This is a genomic window from Arcicella rosea (assembly GCF_040543805.1).
Classification (GTDB): domain Bacteria; phylum Bacteroidota; class Bacteroidia; order Cytophagales; family Spirosomataceae; genus Arcicella; species Arcicella rosea.
Genome location: NZ_JBEUMS010000007.1, coordinates 1 through 21,535, shown reverse-complemented (window position 1 = coordinate 21,535; position 21,535 = coordinate 1). Strand labels below are relative to the sequence as shown.

Below are 21,535 nucleotides of genomic sequence, written 5' to 3'. Positions count from 1 at the left end.
AGAGTCTTCTATAAATTAATAATTTAGAATTTCTGAGAAAAATGAACGAACCAACTAAAAGCTTCTATTCTATATAAGCTCAATAATAATGAATAAGTTGGTGTTAAAATATTGATAAAAGCGATAAAATAAATAAACTTACTTGCTTTCTCTTCGATTTGTTCAGCCAACAAATAGACTACATATACAAGTAAAAAGGCATAAGCCAAACTTCTTGTAACATCTTCAACGGCTGTACTTATTAAAAAACAAGTAGTAAAAATTCCAACAAACCACAAAGCTACAAAATAATATTTCTTTTTAATTAAGTAAAAAGACGCTGCTAGAATAAGTAGTAAGTTTAACTTTAATGAAGAGAAAATGGCAAAAGGAATTTTTGTACCATGAATAAAACCTAACCCTAAAGCAACACCACTATGTTTTCCGATGGGCGTATCTAAATGGTAATTCTTATAAAATAAGGCTCGAATAAAAATGTAAATCAACACACTGATACAAACCATCCAAAATGATTTATTGTCTGTAATGAGCTTCGAAAAAGTGGTTCTAAAATCTTTTGCTGTTTTCTCTAAAGAAAAATTGGTCAATCCAGCAAATAAGGGAATAATCAAAGAGGGAGCGATACTTCTTTCATCAACAAAATAGCTTGCTAATAAAAATACAATACTTATTGAACTTTTATAAAAATACAGGGCAATCAACAAACCAAGGTAGGCGTAAGAATCGTAAAAAAGTGTATCGTAATTAAACGAATTTCCAACATAAGAAAACAGTAGTGCAATGGTTCCCCAGAAACTTATGGCTGCATTTTTGGTGACTCGATTAATTATTTTGATTGAAAACCAGATAAATACAGGAAGCAATAAAATCTGAAGATAGAATAATCGAAGAGAATTTAAACTAAATACATTTGCCAACAAATATGGAGTAATTCTAAGATCTCGCTTTCGAAAATGGTCTTCAGGAGGAAAATCCAAAGTGGGTTGTAAAGGTTTTTCTATTTTATTATTAACAAATTGTTGCACCGAAATGTCAATACTTGTCCAATCATTACTAATCCTTTTCCTGATAATTTCTGGAAAATATATAAATGAAAAAACGAGAAAAATCAATAAGCAAATAACTACATACCAGTATTTATTTTGCAAATATTTAATGACAAAATAATTAAATTTAGTAAAGAGGATGCTGATATTTGGAAGCATATTGTAGAGGAGGTTAAAATTTCTAATCACAAAAATCAAGAAAATAAAAACTTACACGTACAAAACTTTTAATCCTAACATAGGCTATTCTTAACAAAAATAAACTTTTTTAGTTAGAAACAACTCTTTTTACCAAACATTAACATTTAAATGTTACAGGGCAATTCATACAATTACAATGACTCAATACAAATTTAATCTATATATCTCCCATAATTTCTCAGCTTTAACTAATTTTGCAGATATATTCTTGTTTGGCGTGAGTACATTAACGTATTTACGAATAACATCTAACAGATAACATCAAAAAATAATGGGTAAGAAAGTTTTAATTATTGGTGCAGGTGGCGTAGGAAATGTAGTAGTAAAGAAATGTGCCATGAATCCAGAAGTATTTTCTGAAGTAGTTTTAGCAAGCCGTACAAAACGTAAATGTGATGCTATTGCTGAAGAATGTGCTAAAATTGGTTTACCAACCAAAGTAGAAACTGCACAAGTAGATGCTGATAATGTGCCAGAATTGGTTGCTTTGATTAATCAAGTAAAACCTTTTATGGTTATCAATGTGGCTCTTCCATATCAAGATTTAACCATTATGGATGCTTGTTTGGAAACAGGAGTACATTATATGGATACTGCTAATTATGAGCCTAAAGATGTTGCTAAATTTGAATATTCTTGGCAATGGGCTTATCAAGAACGCTTTAAAGAAGCAGGCTTGATGGCATTATTAGGTTGTGGATTCGACCCAGGTGTTACACAAGTTTATACAGCTTATGCCAATAAACACCATTTCGATGAAATGCACTATTTGGATATTATAGACTGTAATGCTGGTGACCACGGAAAAGCTTTTGCTACCAACTTCAACCCTGAAATCAACATTCGTGAGATTACTCAAAAAGGTCGTTATTGGGAAAATGGCGAATGGGTTGAGATTGACGCTATGTCAATCCATAAACCAATTGAATATCCAGGAATTGGACCAAAAGAATCTTATGTATTGTATCACGAAGAATTAGAATCGTTGGTAAAAAACTTCCCTACATTGAAGCGTGCTAGATTCTGGATGACTTTCGGTCAACAATATATTACTCACTTACAAGTATTGGAAAATGTTGGCATGACATCAATTGCTCCAATTAAATTCCAAGGAGTTGATATTGTACCTCTTGAATTTTTAAAAGCTGTACTTCCAGAACCAGGTTCACTAGGAGAAAACTACACTGGCGAAACTTCAATCGGTTGCCAAATCAAAGGTATCAAAGATGGTGTTGAAAAAACATATTACGTTTGGAACAACTGTAAACACCAAGATTGTTGGAAAGAAGTACAAGCACAAGGCGTAAGTTATACAACAGGTGTACCAGCAATGATTGGGGCAATGATGATGATTACAGGAGAATGGATGAAACCTGGCGTTTGGAATTGTGAAGAATTAAATCCAGATCCATTCATGGCGATGTTGAATATTCATGGTTTGCCTTGGAACGAAGAAATCAACGGAACACTTCCGCATGAGTATTAGTAGTACTCAAGTTTTTGAAAGAATTTATAATTACATCAAAATGATAAAATCCATTGCCCGTGTTGAAAAATACGGGCAATTTTAATAATTAAGAATTATACAATCAACGGCAAGTAAATTACTTTCCTGATAATCAATTTCAATTTAATATGATTGATTTCTCACAAATACCTTCTCCTTGTTATGTATTAGAAGATAGGTTATTACGTAAAAATTTAGAGCTATTACAATACGTTCAGCAACAAGCTGGCATCGAAATCATCTGTGCTTTAAAAGGCTTTTCGATGTTCTCTACTTTTCCAATGGTTCGTCAGTATTTGGCTGGGGCAACCGCAAGTTCTCTACATGAAGCTCGTTTAGCTTTTGAAGAAATGGGTTCTAAAGCTCATGTATATTCACCTGCTTATTTAGATAAAGAATTTGATGAATTACTTTCTTACTCATCACATATTTCTTTTAACTCTTTGAATCAATTTGAAAAATTCAAAGAAAAATCAATCGCAAACGGTATTAGTTGCGGACTTCGTATCAATCCTCAATATTCGGAAGTAGAAACAGATATGTATAATCCATGTATTGCGGGTTCTCGATTGGGAATTACTCGTAATCAGTTAGGAGATACTTTACCAGAAGGTATTGAAGGATTGCATTCGCATACTTTATGCGAAAACGATTCTTATACTTTGGAGCGTACTTTGAAAGCCATCGAAGAGCGTTTCGGTGATTTATTAAAGCAAGCTAAATGGCTGAATTTAGGTGGAGGACATTTGATTACTCGTGCTGACTACGAGCCTGAACATTTAATTTCAGTATTAAAAGGATTAAAAAGTAGATTTCCGAATCTGAAAATTATTTTAGAGCCGGGTTCAGCGGTGGGTTGGAGAACTGGTTACTTGACTTCGACAGTCCTTGATATTCTTGATTCTCAAGGAATCAATGTGGCAATTTTGGATGTAAGTTTTGCTGCACACATGCCTGATACTTTAGAAATGCCTTATAAACCAAAAATTTTAGGTGCGCATCAAGAACCAGTAGCGGGCAAACATACTTATCGTTTTGGTGGGATGACTTGTTTGGCGGGTGATTTTTATGGAGATTACTCATTTGATGAACCTTTAAAAATTGGAGATTCAATCGTTTTTGATGATATGATACATTATACGATGGTAAAAACGACAACCTTTAATGGTGTAAATTTACCTTCAATTGGCATTTGGAGAGAAAATGATACTTTTGATTTGGTAAAATCTTTTGGTTATGAAAGCTTTAAAGACAGATTAAGCTAGAGTATTAAATTTTCAGTTAATGAAATCAATAAAAAAACCTGATGTGAAAGCATCAGGTTTTTTTACGTAGATTCAATTCAAAAATTAATAGCCAGGATTCTGTGAAAAACCTGCATTTCCACCCTCTGAACGGTCAATTTGAGTTTGAGGAATTGGACGAACCAAGTTTGAAGCTTTCACGTTTGCAGCAGCTTGTGGATTGTATTTTTGAACACGCTCAACAAGATTACCCCAACGTTTCAAATCCAGCCAACGAGTTTGCTCTCCTACTAACTCTCTAGCTCTTTCTTCTACAACCAAATCAAAAGTCATATCGTTAGATGTTACTTCCATAGCACTTTGTTTTCCAGGCCAAGCAGCACGACGACGCACCATATTGATTGCATCTGTTGCAGCTTGTTTATTACCTGCTCCTAACTGCGCTTCAGCCAACATCAAATAAGTATCCGCTAATCTGAAAACAAAGTAATCACGGCTACCAGATTCATAAGTCATATCAGGACGTTTTGTATCGAAAAACTTACGCAAAGTTGGGAATAAAGCTTCAGAGTATTTACTTGGTACTAAAACTTGGTATTTCTTCTTAGCTCTATCTGCTTTAGACATTTCATATCCCGGAATAAAAATCGCAGTATCGCCTGATGCAAAAGTTACACTCGTCTTAGAATCATCAAATGCAGTATTGTACGTTCCCGGTTTGTTCGAATACCAAGTATCTTTAAAAGTTTTCTTATAGCGTGAATCGTTTACTCTTTCACCAAACACTACATCGGTACAATAAGTAGTAGGACGTAAACGCTTAAATGGACGACCATTCACGATATCACGTTGCATACCTGCTTGTACGTCATACTGCATACCATAGAATAAATGTAGGTTGTTACCACCATTTACTGAACCTGTATTGTTTGTTAAATTTGTTAAAAGATCTGAAGTATATTGTACAGCAAAAACGATTTCAGAATTTTTCTGATTATTTTCATCAAATACACTTGCAAAATCATCTAACAATTTAAAGCCATAATTATTTACTACGCTAGTACACAAAGTAGCAGCTTTAGAAAAATCGTCAGCAGCTTTTTGTGAAGAATATGCTTTTGCTAAATAAACTTTGGCTAATGCCATTTCAGCGGCAGGCTTAGTAGCTCTTCCGTACTGAGTTGACGAATTTGGTAAATCTGCAATTGCTTCTGTTAAATCTTTAATAATTGCATTATACATTTCAGCCTCTGTTGCTCTTTTTGTTACTTTAGTCGGGCTCAAGGTTTCTGTCAATCTCAAGTCAACACCACCCCACTGTTGGAACAAAATAAAATAGTAATGTCCTCTCAAAAACTTAGCTTCAGCTACTCTTACTTTTTTAATGGCGTCAGTTACTGTTGCAGCTGGTGCTCTTCCAATAATTGCATTACAAGTGTTAACACCACGATAAAGCTCATCCCAAGTATTAGCTAGATAGTCAACCGTTGGGTTAAGCTGTGTATCATAAAAGTGGAAACCTTTATAACCACCATCTGCACCAGTTGCGTAAATATCAGTACCGTACTCAGTCATGGTTAAGCCTTGCTGTGTACCATAATAATATCTGAGAGTTGAATAAGCCGCATTTACTGCATCTTCAAAACCTTTAGGAGTATTGATATAATCGTTACCAATACCTGAAATCACTTTTTCATCCAATAAATCAGAACACGATTGCCCAGTTAGCATTAAAGTGGCAATACCTAAGATTCTTGCATGTTTAAATATTTTATATTTGATATTCATCTTTTTTTTCATTTAATGTTTGATACTTTTTTAGCTACAGTTTCTAGGCACTTTTTGTACCTCATCTTTTTGCTTAAAATTTAGCGTTGATACCTACAGTAAACACTTTTGTTGCTGGTGTAATACCGTTGTTTACTGAAGTTCCAGATGTTTCTGGGTCAACACCATTGTATTTCGAAATAAATTTCGACCAAATAAATGGTTGTTGAATACTAGAGAAAAGTCTCAATGATTCCATGCCTAATTTCTTCGCAACGCCATCTTTGAAAGTATAACCAAAGTTGATGTTTCTTAACTTGATAAATGAACCGTCGAAGTACATTAAAGTAGTGTTATATTGAGGGAACTCTTGTGTACTGAATGGACGAGGATACTCCGCACCTGGGTTGTTTGGTGTCCAGTAATCTACTTTGATTTGTTGGTAACGACCAGCCAAAGCGTTGTTGTTTTGGTGGAAACCACTTACAATCATTTGTCCGAAGCGACCAAAGAAGAAGAACGATAAGTCGAAATTCTTATAAGTAAAGCGGTTAGTTAAACCTGCTGAAAAGTCTGGAACATCAGAACCAAGAAGTACTCTATCTGATGCGTTAATTACACCATTACCATCAGTATCTTGCACTTTGATTTGACCAACACCTGCACCCAAAGCATTTCCTTTATCACCTGGATAATATTTAGCCGCTTGTTCAGCTTCGCTTACTTGCCAGATACCCGCTTTTTTGTAGTCAAAGAATGAGTTCAATGGTTGACCAATGAACCATTTGTTACCAATATCATCTATTGCACCATTATAAAGCGAAACGATTGCCTCTTTATTTCTAGTAAATTGGAAATCAGTTGTCCATTTAAAACCGCTTCCAGTATTGATATTCACAGTTGTAAGCCCTAATTCAATACCTCTGTTTCTAGTTTCACCCACGTTACGTGTTACAGCTCCAAAACCGATTGAACCTGGTAATTGGTCAGATAATAATAAATCGGTTGTGTTTGTTTGATATAATTCCAAAGAACCTTGTACTTTACCTTTCCAGAAACTAAAATCAAAACCTACGTTAGTAGTAGCCGAACTTTCCCATCTTAAATCTGGGTTACCAATTGTATTTGGACGATATCCGAAAGCACCTGAATTATCCCAAGCATAAGATGTTCTGCTTAACAAACCTTGAGTTTGATATGGAGACACCCCTTGGTTACCCACTGCACCATAGCCTGCTCTTACTTTAAGTAAATCTAACCACTGAATATCTTTCATGAAATCCTCATTACTCATATTCCAACCTAAAGCAATTCCTGGGAAATTACCATATTTAGAGTTCAAACCAAAACGGCTAGAACCATCACGGCGCATTGTAACAGTCACTAAATATTTATCGTTGTAATCATAATTGATACGACCCATGTAAGAGTTAATCGTCCAATCAACCAAACTACTACCCACACCTACTACAGTACTAGCATTTCCTAAGTTATAGAATTGTTGTGTTTCAGCAGGAACACCTTGTACGTTTGCACCATAAATTTCAAAACGATCTTTTTGAATAGACTGAAGTAAAGTAACATTCAAATTATGTTTTCCATAAGATTTTGAATAGTTCAAGATATTCTCAAGCGTCCAGTTGAATCCAAAACGGTTTTCGTTACTTGCTTGTGCATCACCACCTTTTCTAGCGTTAGTTTGTGCTCCAATGAATCTACCCCAACGAGATAATGTAAAATCTGGTCCAAAATTAACACGGTATTTCAAACCATCCATGATTTTCACTTCTGTATAAATACTGTTGAAAATTCTGTATTTTTTTGTATTATCTACCTGAGCACCCGTAACAATTTCAGCCAAAGGGTTTGTCAATAAAGCATCGTTTGTTGGAGTAAAGTTGATACTTCCATCAGCTTTGTAAGCAGCACCTAATGGGTTTTGTTGAATTGTGAAACTGTAAGGGTTCAAGTTTTCACCATTTCTATCACTGAACATCATGTAAGACGACAAGCCAATTTTCAACCATTTGTTAATTTCATGGTCAATGTTAGCACGTAATGTTGTTCTTGTATAATCCAAACCTTCAGTAATCCCTTTATCCAAGAAATAACCAGCAGAAATATAGAATTGAGTTCTATCGTTACCTCCTTGAATACCAATTGTATGGTTTTGTTGGAAACCTTTTTTAAGAATTAAATCTTGGTAATCTGTACTTCTTCCTTGCGCTAAACCTTCTACTACGTTAGGGTCACCACCTAATACTGCAATTTTTGAATCGGCAACTGGGTCTGACTGACCAGTTGGAACGATAGCTCCTGCTGCATTTTTATAAATACCTGTAGCACGGTAAGATTCTCTAACATATTCAGCAAATTCAGGACCATTGAAAAGAGTCATTTTATTTAAAGCTTCCGACTGACCAACGTACATATCATACGTTACAGTAGTTTTACCTTTAACACCACCTCTTTTTGTCGTTACCAAAACCACACCATTTGCACCTCTAGCACCATAAATAGCGGTTGCAGTTGCATCTTTCAATACTTCAATTGATTGAATATCATTTGGGTTCATATCTTCATAACCAGCAGATAATGGAATACCATCTACTACATACAAAGGGTCATTTCCAGCGTTGAATGAACGACGACCACGAATCAAGATTTTTGGCGTTGTTCCTGGTTTTGAACCTGATTGTGAAACGTCAACCCCAGCAGTTCTTCCTTGTAATGCCTGACCTAAGTTGGTAATTGGCATTTCAGAAATTTGTTTGGCAGACACTTGTGAAATAGCACCAGTTAATTGGCTTTTCTTTTGCGTACCATAACCAACTACTACTACCTCATCAATTGATTTAATGTCAGTAGAAAGTTTGATATCAATAATTGAGCGATTACTAACTGCTACTTCTTGCGTATTGAAACCGATTGCAGAGAAAATCAAAGTTGAATTTGTACCTACCGCAATTTTGTAGCTACCATTTGCATCTGTAGTAGTTCCTCTGTTTGTTCCTTTTACAGCAACCGTAACACCCGGAATACCTTGCCCGTCGTCGGCAGATGTGATTTTACCAGTTACTGATCGATCCTGACCAAAACCAGTGAATGTGATAGATAAAAGCAACAAACAAATTGCCCAACCTACATTACTTTTTAATTTAAGTAGAGATTTCATACCCATGTGTTTTTGATTGATTTAATTGTGATAGTTAAATTATTGAAATGGTTAAATTGATACGGCTCCAGAGTGATTCTACTTCATTTTCAGGCAAAATATTCTTTTCATGACTGTTTAGAATAAATTTTGCCATTTCGATTTCTTCTTGCTTTTCAGGGTATTTTTTCAAAAATGCTTGCCAAAAATTATTTTCAACTAGCTGATTTTCTGATTTTACCCATTCAATAAAGCAACTGTCTGACATAAAATCTTCAGACATAAAATCTTTGTACTTTGTGAATCGCTGCTCAAACAATTTTATAAATATTTTAAGTAAAACTTGTATTATCGGTAAAAGACGGGTCAAATACAGTTTCTACTCATTTATTAATATATTTTTTAAAAAATGTACTAATCTAATATTTAAACAAAAAAAAGAGCCAAAATCGGGTGATTTTGGCTCTGAATACAAAAAGTAAATTTATATCATGCGATTGTGAGTCTTTCTACGGAAATATGTTCTTTTAAAATTTTTAATGCCCCAAAAATAAGGTTATAAACCGACTGCGGGTTAATACTCATCTTACTAGAAATCTGGTCAGTATCCATATCATGAAAAAACTTCAGTGAAATTGCTTCACGCTGACGTTTTGTCAAATACTTGAATGATTCCGTCAAAGTATCACTAAAAGTTTGTTCTTCTTCAAAAGCAACCAAACGGTTTTCGTGCGAAGTAATAAAATCAGGATTTTCAAGATAATATGCCTCTTGATGCTGGAAATGGCGTTGTTGAGTTTCTAAATGACGTACCAATTTTCTTTTGATAGAAGCCATCAAGTAATAACGAATAGAAGTTGTTTCACCTAAATTCCGATGATTTTTCCACAATTCTACAAATAAGTCGTGCAAGCAATCTTTAATCAATTCTCTATCAGCAGTAATACTTGTACTGTAATTGTACAATAAACTAACATAGTTATGATAAATTGAAGAAAAAGCAGCATGGTCTCCTGCTCTAAATTCATTCCATAATGCAACCTCGTCGATTATTTTTTTTGTAGTTATCATAGATAAAATAAGAGTATCTGTATAATTTTCTCTTAAAGATATATCAAATAAATATCACTTTTCAAGGTTTTTTTTGAATATTTTTCCGTAAACGTTTACGGAAACGTTTACAGCAAAACTTTTTTAAAAAAGAGTACTAATCAGTTAATTTCTGAAAGAAACTCTTTATGAATTATCACTTTTACAAACCAGTAATCATTACAATGGCTTCTTTGAGCGAAAAAATAAAAGTGAAATAGGATATTTCTAATTTTGACTCTATTTTTAGACCTTATTATTTTTATCACACTCACAAAAATCAACAAAACATGAAAAAACTTTTTATTACCCTTATTAACATACTACTGTTGGGGTCAATAGTTCATGCGCAAACCCAATTCTCCCCTCGCAATGGCGTTCAGGACGAAAGACCTAATCTTTACGCTTTCACCAATGCAACAATTGTAGTAGATGCCAACACTACGCTTGAAGGTGCAACATTATTAATTCGTGGTTCAGTGATTGAAGCAGTTGGCAAAGGCATCAGCATTCCTACAGGAACTACCATTACTGATTTAAAAGGAAAAAGAATTTATCCTTCTTTAGTAGAAGCTTATTCAAATTATGGTTTACCAGAAAATAAAAGTGAAGGTGGAAGAGGTTTCAGAGCCGACCCACAATTTGAGTCTAAGAAAAAAGGTGCTTACAACTGGAACCAAGCAATTTTACCAGAAGTAGATGCGGCAAGTCTTTTCACTATCAACCCAACTGCTGCAGATGAATTTCGTAAAGCTGGATTTGGTGCCGCTATTAGCCACGTGCAAGACGGAATCGTGAGAGGTACTTCTACTTTATTGGCATTGGGCGATGGTCGTGACCAAGACGCTTTATTGAAAAGTAAAGTTTCTGCTCATTACTCTTTCTCGAAAGGAACATCTACCCAAGACTATCCAAACTCTATGATGGGTTCTGTGGCATTAATTCGTCAGACTTATTACGATGCTGATTGGTTCAAAAAATCAAAAAATAAAGTTGAGTTTAATATTTCTTTAGATGCTTTTAATGCCAATCAAGGCATTCCACAAGTATTTGAAGTGGGTGATAAATTAGGAATTCTTCGTGCTAATAAAATCGCTAAAGAATTTGGCGTACAATACATCATCAAAGGCATGGGCGACGAGTACCAACGTCTTGACGAAGTAAAAGCAACAGGTGCTACTTTAATTTTACCTTTGAATTTCCCAACTACACCAGATGTTGAAGACCCTTACGATGCTTCTGTAGTTTCGTTAGCAGAAATGAAACATTGGGAAATGGCACCAGCAAATGCTTCTTTATTATCAAAAGCAGGTGTGAATTTCGCTTTTACAAGTGCTAACTTAAAATCAAAAGCAGATTTTATGGCAAATCTTCGTAAAGCGATTGAATATGGTTTAGATGAAAAAATTGCTTTAGCAGCCATTACTTCTACGCCAGCACAATTGATGAAAGTTGATAATTTAGTAGGTTCATTAAAAGTGGGAATGTTAGCGAATTTCTTGATTACTTCTGATAATCTTTTCAAAGATGGAAACGTAATTTTTGAAAACTGGGTAAAAGGAAAACGTTATGTGATTTCAAACATGAACGTTGTTGATGTTCGTGCAAATTATGATTTGACTGTTGGTAGCAAAACTGGCTTGAAATTGAATGTTAATGGTAAAGTTGAAAAACCAGATTTTCAAATTGTGGTAACAGATTCTATCAAAGTAAGTCCTAAAGTGACTAGAGTTGGCGAAAACTTCACTTTAAGCTTTAAACTTGATTCTAAAAAAGACAAAGGCGATACTCGTATCAGTACTTATTTTGATGGAAAGAATTTTAAAGGTGATGGTTTAGATGCCAACGGACAAGCGATTGTTTTCACTGCTACTTTCAAAGAAGCAATGAAAGAAACGCCAGCAAAAGTTGACACTGCGAAAAAAGTAATTCCAGAAATCGGAAAATTATCATATCCTTTCACTAGCTACGGAACAGAAGAAAAGCCAAAAGTTGAAACGATTTTAGTAAAAAATGCTACAGTTTGGACTAACGAAAAAGATGGTATCATCGCAAATACAGACGTACTTTTACAAAATGGTAAAATTGCGAAAGTAGGTAAAAACCTTTCGGAAAGTGGTGCAAAAGTAATTGACGGTACAGGTAAACATTTAACCAATGGTATCTTTGACGAACACTCGCACATTGCTTTATTATCAGTAAACGAAGGTACACAATCTGTTACTTCTGAAGTAAGAATGGAAGACGTTGTGAATTCAGAAGACGTTAACATTTACCGTCAATTGGCTGGTGGTGTTACTTCTTCTCAATTATTACACGGTTCGGCAAACTCAATTGGTGGACAATCAGCCATCATCAAATTGAAATGGGGCGAAGCTCCAGATGCTTTAAAAATTCCAAATGCAGATGGGTTTATTAAATTCGCTTTGGGTGAAAACGTAAAACAAGCTAACTGGGGTGACCGTGCTAGAATTCGTTTCCCACAAACTAGAATGGGTGTTGAGCAAATTATGATGGATGCTTTCTTGAGAGCAAAGGAATATGAAAAAGCAACAAAAGCAGCGGCGGCAAATCCTGCATTAGCACCAGTAAAACGTGATTTAGAATTGGATGCTTTAGTAGAAATTTTGAACAAGAAAAGATTCATTACTTGTCACTCTTATGTTCAATCTGAAATCAATATGTTATTGAAAGTTGCCGATTCATTGGGCTTTAAAGTAAATACTTTCACGCACATTTTGGAAGGTTATAAAGTAGCGGATAAAATGAAAGAGCACGGCGCAAATGCTTCTACTTTCTCTGACTGGTGGGCTTATAAAATGGAAGTAAAAGAAGCGATTCCATTCAATGCAGCATTGATGACGAAAGTTGGCGTAAATACTTCTATCAACTCTGATGATGCAGAAATGGCTCGTCGTTTGAACCAAGAAGCTGCCAAAACAGTAATGTATGGCGGTATGACAGAAGAACAAGCTTGGAAAATGGTTACTTTAAATCCAGCAAAAATGTTGCATTTAGATAATCGTTTAGGAAGTATCAAAGTAGGTAAAGATGCTGACGTAGTTTTATGGAATAATAATCCACTTTCAGTTTACGCTAAACCAGAAAAAGTAATTATCGACGGTGCTACTTATTTCGACCTTGAGAAAGACAAAGAATTACGTTTAAAAATTGCTGCTGAACGTAATCGTATTACTCAAAAAATGTTGAATGCTAAAGCGGGCGGAGCTGCTACGGTAAAACCAGAAGTTAGAAGACCAAGATTATTCGTTTGTAATTCTGAAGGTGACCTAACTGAAGAAACTGGTGCTTATAAAGAAACTGGTGTATCTCAATCTGAAGGTCATGACCATGATTAATAGTTGTGATTGAGTGAATGGTGAATGAATGATTTATCGCATTACATTTACTCATCAACTTTAAACTCATGAACTCATAGACTGAATTAAAACATTTTTTCAAAAGAACATACAATGAAAAACATAAAATACATATACAGCCTTGTATTCCTATTGCTGGCGAATACAATGTTTGCTCAAAATCAGGCAGCAGGCTCACCACAAACCAAAGCCATTGCTTTGACAGGTGCAACAATTCATACCGCCTCAGGAAAAGTAATTCAGAACGGAGTAATCGTTTTTGATAAAGGAATTATTACTGCCGTTGGTGATGCAAATACTACTTTCAACAAAGCGAATACAGAAGTAATTGATGTAGCTGGCAAAAGTGTTTATCCGGGTTTAATTTCACCCGCTAACCAATTAGGTATGGTTGAAATTGAAGCTGTTCGTGCTACTGACGACCAAGCTGAAATTGGGCCATTCAACCCACACGTTCGTGCCTTGATTGCTTATAATACAGATTCAGAATTGATTCCAACAGTAAGAAGTAATGGTATTTTGTTGACGCAAGCTACTCCACAAGGTGATATTATCACTGGGATGTCATCAATCATGCAATTGGATGGTTGGAACTGGGAAGATGCAGTATTGAAAAAAGACGATGGCGTTCATATCAATTGGATTGGCTATTTCAAACGTGAATTTGATTTTGCTTCTTTCACAGCAACGACAAAAAGAAATGATAAAAGAGATGAATTATTAAGAGAAATCGACAAAACTTTTGATGATGCCATTGCATATTCACAAGTAAAAAATCCAGCGGTAATTAATGTGAAATTGGAAGCCATGAAAGGACTTTTTGATGGTTCAAAAAATCTTTACATTTCTGCTGATTATGGAAAAGAAATCATCGAAGCTGTTCAATTTGCTAAAGCCAAAGGAGTAAAGAAAATCGTAATCATCGGCGGTGAAGAATCATTATTAGCGGCTGATTTCTTGAAAGAAAACAATGTTCCAGTTATAGTCGGTACAACGCACCGTTTGCCAAACAAAGTGGATGATGATACTGATTTGCCTTATAAATTGCCTCAATTATTACAGCAAAAAGGAGTTTTGGTTGGCTTAGCTTATATTGGTTTAAACTGGAGAACTCGTAATTTACCTTTCGTAGCAGGAACGGTTGCTGGTCACGGAATGGATAAAGAAGATGCTTTAAAATTAATCACTGCCAACAATGCAAAAATCTTAGGTATTGATAAATATGTTGGTACTTTAGAAGTAGGCAAACACGCTACTTTGATAGTTTCTGCTGGTGATGTATTGGATATGCGTACAGCGAAAGTAGAACAAGCTTTCATCCAAGGTCGCAAAGTAGATTTGGACGACAAACAAAAGCGTTTGTACAAAAAATATGCTGAGAAATACGGTACGAAGTAGTATTTCTTAATGCTAATAAAGGCTCTTTCTGATGTCAGAAAGAGCCTTTATTTTTTTGATACTTTCCAAACTTACCCTATTATTGATTCAACCAATATCGTGTACTTTTCAATGTTCCAGTCTTAGTAAGCGCTTTCATATTTACTAATTCTTGTAAATCACGAGTAACAGTTGCGTTGGATGCACCAGAAATAGTTTTATAATTACTGGCACTTAATCCACCTTTGAATCCTTCTATTCCTGCTTCAAATATCCTCAATATAACTTTCGTTTGTCTTTCATTCAACACGTCTTTATACTGATTAAAAAACTTTGTTTTAAAAATCAGAAAACTAACCATTCGTATGGTATAATCTTGTGCTTGCAACGTCAACTCGGCAAAATAAGTTAAATAAGCATCTATGTTCAATTGATGATTACAGGATTGTATTGCTTGGTAATAGGCTTTCTTTTGTGAATCGATTACTTTAGCAAATGAAGTAAGTGCTGGCTTGCCCATTCGTTGCGAAATCGCTTTATCAACCAAAGCTCTGCCGATACGTCCATTTCCATCTTCAAAAGGGTGAATTATTTCAAAATATAAATGCGTTATACCTGCAAAAATCAAGGTTGAAACTTTTTGATTATTAATCAAATTCTCCTGATACCAATTCAAAAAAGTATCCATTTCAGCCTTTACTTGTCCAGAAGGCGGTGCTTCATAAAACACTCGTGGAGCAGATAAATTTCCTGAAACAATTTGCATCGGTTCTTCATGTATCCGATAGCTACCAATAGTTTCTATATCACGTCTCCCATTCATTAACATTTTATGCCATTCAAAAAGCATTTCATGGTTGAGCGTTTTGTCATAATTTACATACAAATCCACCATCATTTCAGCTACCCCAGCAGCATTAGGCGGTACTTGTCGAAAATCATTTTTCAAGCCTAAGTGCTTTCTAATAGAGCTTTGAACAGATTCTCTATTTAATATTTCTCCCTCAATACTTGACGTAGAAACAGCTTCTTGCGATAAAATTTCGACCTTTAAATTTTCTAATCCTTCGGCTTCAATATGCTGAATTACTCCCCATATTTTGCCTATATTACGCTCAAATGCTAACTCATAAATGAGTAGCTTTGATGGGTCATATTCAAAATGAGCCCAATTTTTATCTTGCCAAATCCAACGCATGAGCGATAAGTTTTATTTTTATAACTCAAAAATACTATATTTCATGAGTTATAAAAGCTTTTTTTATCGCTCATAGCAAGACTTGTAAAATTATTTGTCTTTTGGCAATCAAGGATTTTCTCTATTTATTCCTTAACAGGTAAGAACAGGCAAGAAGTACTGAGCTAAATCTGTATTTTCGTTTTATTATCCACAATCAATCAAAAACAACAATGAAAGTACTTCAAGCCTTGTTCATCTCTTTAATTTTATCGCTTCCACTTTCAGCGCAACAGGCAAGTCAAAAGGTTTTAACACAGCGTTGGCAAGCCGATTGGATTGCTCCACAAAATGTCAATCTGAAAGATTTTGGGGTGTTTCATTTCCGTAAAAGTTTTGACTTAGCTCAAAAACCTGCTCAGTTTATCATCAATGTTTCTGGTGATAATCGTTATAGACTTTTCGTGAATGGACATTTCATCGGAACAGGTCCGGCCAGAAGTGATTTAATGCACTGGAATTTTGAAACTTTTGATATTGCCCAATACCTCAATCAGGGTAAAAACACCATTGCTGCTGTCGTTTGGAATTTTGGAGAATATATGCCTGCCGCTCAGATGAGTAATAAAACGGGCTTTATCATGCAAGGAAATACTGAACTAGAAAGCCTTGTAAATACCAACCAAACATGGAAAGTGTTTCAAAATCAAGCTTATAAACCTTTGCCAGTAGATGGCAGAAAACTTCGTACTTATATTGTGGTGGGTGCTGGTGAAGAAGTAGAAGCGAGTAAATTTCCCACCGACTGGGAAAAGCCAGCATTTGATGATAGTCAATGGACAAATGCACGTACTTTAGAACATGGTTATATTTCAGGAACAGGTACAGGAGCTGAATGGTATTTAGTGCCTAGAACAATTCCGCAAATGGAAGAAATTCATCAAAATATCAATAGCATCAGACGACATGAAAGTTCTAAAACTTTAACAATCAATGATAATTGGTTAAAAGGAAAAGGTACTTTAACCATTCCTGCCAATAGTAAAACTACTATTTTACTCGACCAAACTTTTGAAACGGTGGCCTATCCAGAAATAATTGTCAGCGGAGGGAAAGATGCGAAAATTAGCTTTATTTATGCAGAAGCTTTAATTGATGATAAATGGGTAAAAGGTAATAGGAATGAGATTGAAGGAAAACATATTATTGGCATTCAAGATATATTTCGCCCAGACGGACAAGCTAAAAGAGGTTTCAGACCGCTTTGGTTTAGAACTTATCGCTACATAGAAATCACTATTGAAACCAAAGAAGAAGCTTTAACAATCAATGATTTTTATGGTATCAAGACGGGTTATCCTTTTGAAGAAAAAGGCAATTTTTCAAGTAATGATCCAAGTTTACAAAATATTTGGAAAGTAGGCTGGCAAACGGCTCGTTTATGTGCAGGCGAAAGTTATTTCGATTGTCCATATTACGAACAATTACAATATACTGGCGACACCAGAATTCAGGCGTTAATTTCATTATATGTTTCTGGTGATGACCGCTTGATGCGCAAAGCCTTGACAGATTATGATAATTCAATGACTTCTGAAGGCTTAACGCAAAGTCGCTATCCTTGCAATACGCCTCAAATCATTCCTACTTTCTCTTTGTTTTGGGTTTCTATGACTTACGATTATTGGATGCACCGCAAAGATGACACTTTTGTCAAATCGCTTCTGCCCAATATCGAAAAAGTATTAGGTTGGTACGAAAGAAAAATTGACCCACAAAAAAATATGTTGGGTGCAATGAGATGGTGGTCTTTTGTGGATTGGGCAAAACCTTGGAAATGGAATCCAATCTCAGATATTGGCGGTGTTCCTGACGGTGCAACGGATGGAAATTCTTCGATTATTACTTTCCAATACGCTTATACTTTGCGACAAGCTGCGGCTATTTTTGAAACTTATGGCGACAAAGACAAAGCCATTTATTACCGTACTTTGGCGGATTTACTCTCAAAATCTACCTATGAACAATGTTGGGATGAAAGTAAAAATGAAGTAGCCGACACGCCCGACAAAAAGGCATTTAGTCAGCATGTCAATATTTTTGCAATACTTGCCAATGCCGTGCCAAGAGCCAACGAAAAAGCAATTATGGATAAGATTTTGAGCGACCAAAGTCTGACTCAAGCCACGTTTTATTTCCGTTTCTATCTTACCCAAGCCTTGAAAAAATCGGGAAATGCTTCATTATATTATAGCACATTATCACCTTGGCGAGATATGTTGAATATAGGTTTAAGTACTTTTGCAGAACAAGCAGACCCTACTCGTTCAGACTGTCACGCTTGGTCGGCATCTCCGAATTACGATTTTTTATCGACCATTTGTGGGATTATGCCAGATGCTCCAGGCTTTGAAGAAGTACGTATTCAACCAGCTTTAGGCGATTTAGAAAACGTATCAGGAAAAGTACCACATCCATCAGGAGAAATTACAGTAAAACTAAAACGCAAAGGAAAAACAGGTATTGTGGGAGAAGTAAACCTCCCTCCTAACCTTTCAGGAAGATTTGTCTGGAATGGAAAAAGTATTGCCTTGAAAGGTGGCTTACAAAATGTAGATGTAGAGTAGGTTTTTTAGCTTTGTCAACTTTCAAAAAGTTGACAAAGCTTGTACTATGCCAAACGGCTAATCTCCTCCTCTGAAAGACCAGTTATTTGAATAATCATCTCCACTGATATTAGTATTTATTTCAGCACAGTAATTTTTAAACTTTGCTTTCCTTTATCTGTTTCCAACAATAAAATGTAAATACCATTGGGAATGTCCTTCACCGATATAATATCTTGGTTTTCCACTTGTTTAATCACAGAACCTTTATCACTCAGTAAAGTTAGTTTGTAAGGTTTAATCGGAGCTTTGACATGCAAATTATCCTGAGCAGGATTAGGATAAGCAATAAAACTCTTTTCTATCAATGCTTCGTTTTCTAAAATTGTTATGACTTCTAATGATGCGGATAAAGAATAAATCTGGAAACACTCATTTTTAAGCGAACATCTATATGAATATGAATTCTGTAAAATATTGGTCGATTTTATATTCAAAGTATTAGTCTGCTGTCCACTGTAAAGAGTATCTTGGCTTGAAATCTGCTTCCAAGCCAAAGCATCAGCACTTACTTCCCATTGATAAGTAGATGTATTTGATGAACTAACAGTAAATTGAACACCGCTATTTTCAATAGCAGATTGGGGATTAGGTTGTTGTATAATTTGTGGGGTTTGTAAACATTTTTTTATCGTTACACTGGCAGTATCCGAGTTAACTGAACTACACTCGTTGCTTATTTGACAACGATAAATATCATTACTTTGTGAGAGATTGGATGATTTAATCGTTAAGATATTTGTACGATGACCTACATAACTGGTATCAAAATTGCTAATATTTTTCCAAGTGAGTCCTTTGTCTTTACTTAATTGCCATTCAAAACTGTTAGCTGATTCGGCTTTTATTTCAAGTTGAGCCTTTTGGAATTCAAAAACACTAGTATATTTAGGTTGAAGCGTAATGGTAGGTTTTGAAACACAATCAGTCATTACATAAAGTCCGTTGTAAGTACCAACCCAAATTCTTCCATCATTTGATTGTGTAATAGACGTAATATTAATAGGCCCCTCTCCAGCATCAAACTTTTTCCATGTTTTACCATCATATTTATAAAGATTATGTGTACTCCCTATCCAAAGGTTTTCATCTTTATCAATAAAAAGACCATCATAGATATAATCAAAGTTTATTGTTGTTGGGAATTGGATTTTCTGAGCAATCTTACCATCTAATTTATATATACTTTTTTCATCTGAAACTATCCACAGTGTTCCATTAGAACTTGTTTTCAACAATAGTAAATTTCTATCAGGCAGCTTATTTTCTGAATTACTAGGATACGAAGTAAAAGTAGTACCATCAAATGATTTGAGTAAATTGTAATCATTCATCCATATACCACCACCCACTTTGGGTGCAATATCAAAACCATACCCTAAATAATTTTCTTCTAAATCTAAAGATTTCCATATATTTCCATCAAACCAAAATAATGAAGATTGATAATTATTCCAGTTAAATACATTACACCATACATAATTATTTTCATCTACAACTATTTTAACTATCCTTGAATTTTCCTTTAGTGTATAACTTATCCATTTATTCCCATCATATTGTTTTAGAGTACCTGGTTGGCCTTCAGCAATCCAAAAAGTATTATCTTTCCCAACTGCCATTGCTCCAATACTGTATGGAAATGATTGAATTTCATTTTTACTGTCATTAATTTTAAACAGTTTAGATGGCCAATATGTAGCAACCCAAATACTTCCCTTTGTATCTGGTTCAATCATGCCTATGTTGTTTCCCTCAAGATTTAATTTTGGTAAATCAAGAGTCGTAAGTTTTTGTCCGTCGTAAAGATAGTTACTAGTATTTGTACCGATAATTAGCCTGTTTTCTGCATCAGAAGCAAAAGCAGTAACACCCGCTAATGAATTATCTGTTAAATATTCAGTTAAAACATTTCCATTAAGTGCTAAAATTTGTTTTTCTCTAGCTACAAAGATTTTCCCATTCTTTGTTTTGATTAAATGAGTAGGATTAGTCGTTTTAATTAAAAAGTAACTAGCACTTTTAGAGTTAAATCTAATTACTCCTTCCGAAGTCAACAATAAAACCGAACTATCACTATCCGCAATTGGGCTATGAAATGCTAAATCAGGAAGAGAGCTATTTTTAGTATTGTAAGTAATCCATTTTGCTCCATTAAACAAATACAAAGACTTATAATTGGTAATCCATATATTATTCGAATCGTCATCAGTAACAGAATTCGTTTTAAATTCAATTATATTCTTATTGACAAAAGCATTTTGGTTGTAAATAGAATCCAGACTGAATTGTATAAACTTAGTTCCTTTATCATAACTAAGCCATAAGTCACTATTCCACCTATCATCACCATTATTATAAGCTTCAAAAAGAGTAGTTTTCTCAGGTTGAAATGGTATTTTCATTTTTCCAGTACTTTGCCAAGAATAACCATCAAACCAGAAGAAAAGAGATGGATTAATCCTAATACTTGCTAAAATATTTCCTTTGACATCTTGAATTAGTGAAACCACATTGCTATCAGGACCATTGGAATGATTATCTGACTCAATTACCTTATAATTTTTATCATAATGGATTACTCCTCCATCTGTACCGACCCATAAAGTAGAATCTTTGGCAACCAAAAAACAATTTGCTTTTGATTTTGCCCCATAATGCTTCCATTGCTGGGCGCTTGAGTGATGAGAAAGAAAAAAGCAGAAACTAATTGCAATAAGTGCTTGTAAAAATTTATTCATCGATGTATAGTAGATTAAGTTAATACACAAAAATAAGGTATAAACTTGAGGGAAAAACCTCTTGGCAGAATAAAAATAAAAATCATTGAAGGGGAGTGTTCATTAAACTGTGTCATTTGATTTATTGAGTTAGGGGGCTAGCCCCCTAACTCAATAAATCAACTTGTGAAATTCTGTCTTCAAATG

12 protein-coding genes are annotated in these 21,535 nt (G+C 34.8%); 5 read left to right on the top strand and 7 right to left on the bottom strand.

What is annotated here, in order from left to right; translation table 11 throughout:
• Nucleotides 1-23: 23 nt before the first annotated feature.
• Complete coding sequence (locus tag ABID42_RS10430; protein ID WP_367283618.1) at nt 24-1,148, bottom strand: hypothetical protein; 1,125 nt, start codon at nt 1,146-1,148, stop codon at nt 24-26.
• A 370-nt stretch (nt 1,149-1,518) separates the two neighbouring features.
• On the opposite strand from ABID42_RS10430, the gene ABID42_RS10425 reads away from it, so the two are divergent.
• Complete coding sequence (locus ABID42_RS10425; RefSeq protein ID WP_323258810.1) at nt 1,519-2,733, top strand: saccharopine dehydrogenase family protein; 1,215 nt, start codon at nt 1,519-1,521, stop codon at nt 2,731-2,733.
• A gap of 149 nt (nt 2,734-2,882) precedes the next feature.
• Nucleotides 2,883-4,019, top strand: a complete 1,137-nt coding sequence (gene nspC / locus ABID42_RS10420) for a carboxynorspermidine decarboxylase (RefSeq protein WP_367283617.1) — start codon at nt 2,883-2,885, stop codon at nt 4,017-4,019.
• An 84-nt stretch (nt 4,020-4,103) separates the two neighbouring features.
• On the opposite strand, the gene ABID42_RS10415 is transcribed toward nspC, so the two are convergent.
• The 4 genes from ABID42_RS10415 to ABID42_RS10400 all read right to left on the bottom strand — a co-directional run bounded on the left by ABID42_RS10415 (nt 4,104) and on the right by ABID42_RS10400 (nt 9,990).
• Nucleotides 4,104-5,786: a RagB/SusD family nutrient uptake outer membrane protein gene (locus ABID42_RS10415; RefSeq protein WP_367283616.1), complete on the bottom strand. Its 1,683-nt coding sequence runs from the start codon at nt 5,784-5,786 to the stop codon at nt 4,104-4,106.
• Between the two features lie 73 nt (nt 5,787-5,859).
• Nucleotides 5,860-8,940, bottom strand: coding sequence for a SusC/RagA family TonB-linked outer membrane protein (locus tag ABID42_RS10410; protein ID WP_367283615.1), 3,081 nt, complete (start codon nt 8,938-8,940; stop codon nt 5,860-5,862).
• A 34-nt stretch (nt 8,941-8,974) separates the two neighbouring features.
• Nucleotides 8,975-9,202 (bottom strand): hypothetical protein, encoded by a 228-nt coding sequence (locus ABID42_RS10405; protein WP_367283614.1) that lies wholly within the window; start codon nt 9,200-9,202, stop codon nt 8,975-8,977.
• A 206-nt stretch (nt 9,203-9,408) separates the two neighbouring features.
• A complete protein-coding gene (locus ABID42_RS10400) occupies nt 9,409-9,990 on the bottom strand; it encodes an RNA polymerase sigma factor (RefSeq protein WP_367283613.1) in 582 nt (193 codons plus the stop codon).
• A gap of 308 nt (nt 9,991-10,298) precedes the next feature.
• On the opposite strand from ABID42_RS10400, the gene ABID42_RS10395 reads away from it, so the two are divergent.
• Together ABID42_RS10395 and ABID42_RS10390 are read left to right on the top strand one after the other, a co-directional pair.
• Complete coding sequence (locus tag ABID42_RS10395; protein ID WP_367283612.1) at nt 10,299-13,367, top strand: amidohydrolase family protein; 3,069 nt, start codon at nt 10,299-10,301, stop codon at nt 13,365-13,367.
• A 114-nt stretch (nt 13,368-13,481) separates the two neighbouring features.
• Entirely contained in the window at nt 13,482-14,786 is a 1,305-nt protein-coding gene (locus ABID42_RS10390; protein WP_323258803.1) for an amidohydrolase family protein, read from the top strand.
• Nucleotides 14,787-14,865: 79 nt separating this feature from the next.
• Here ABID42_RS10390 and ABID42_RS10385 read toward each other — a convergent pair whose 3' ends face one another.
• Nucleotides 14,866-15,963, bottom strand: coding sequence for a Fic family protein (locus ABID42_RS10385; RefSeq protein WP_367283611.1), 1,098 nt, complete (start codon nt 15,961-15,963; stop codon nt 14,866-14,868).
• A gap of 212 nt (nt 15,964-16,175) precedes the next feature.
• Between ABID42_RS10385 and ABID42_RS10380 the strand changes: the two genes are divergently transcribed.
• Nucleotides 16,176-18,569, top strand: coding sequence for an alpha-L-rhamnosidase-related protein (locus ABID42_RS10380; RefSeq protein ID WP_367283610.1), 2,394 nt, complete (start codon nt 16,176-16,178; stop codon nt 18,567-18,569).
• Between the two features lie 116 nt (nt 18,570-18,685).
• Here ABID42_RS10380 and ABID42_RS10375 read toward each other — a convergent pair whose 3' ends face one another.
• A complete protein-coding gene (locus ABID42_RS10375; protein WP_367283609.1) occupies nt 18,686-21,349 on the bottom strand; it encodes a two-component regulator propeller domain-containing protein in 2,664 nt (887 codons plus the stop codon).
• Nucleotides 21,350-21,535 lie beyond the last annotated feature (186 nt).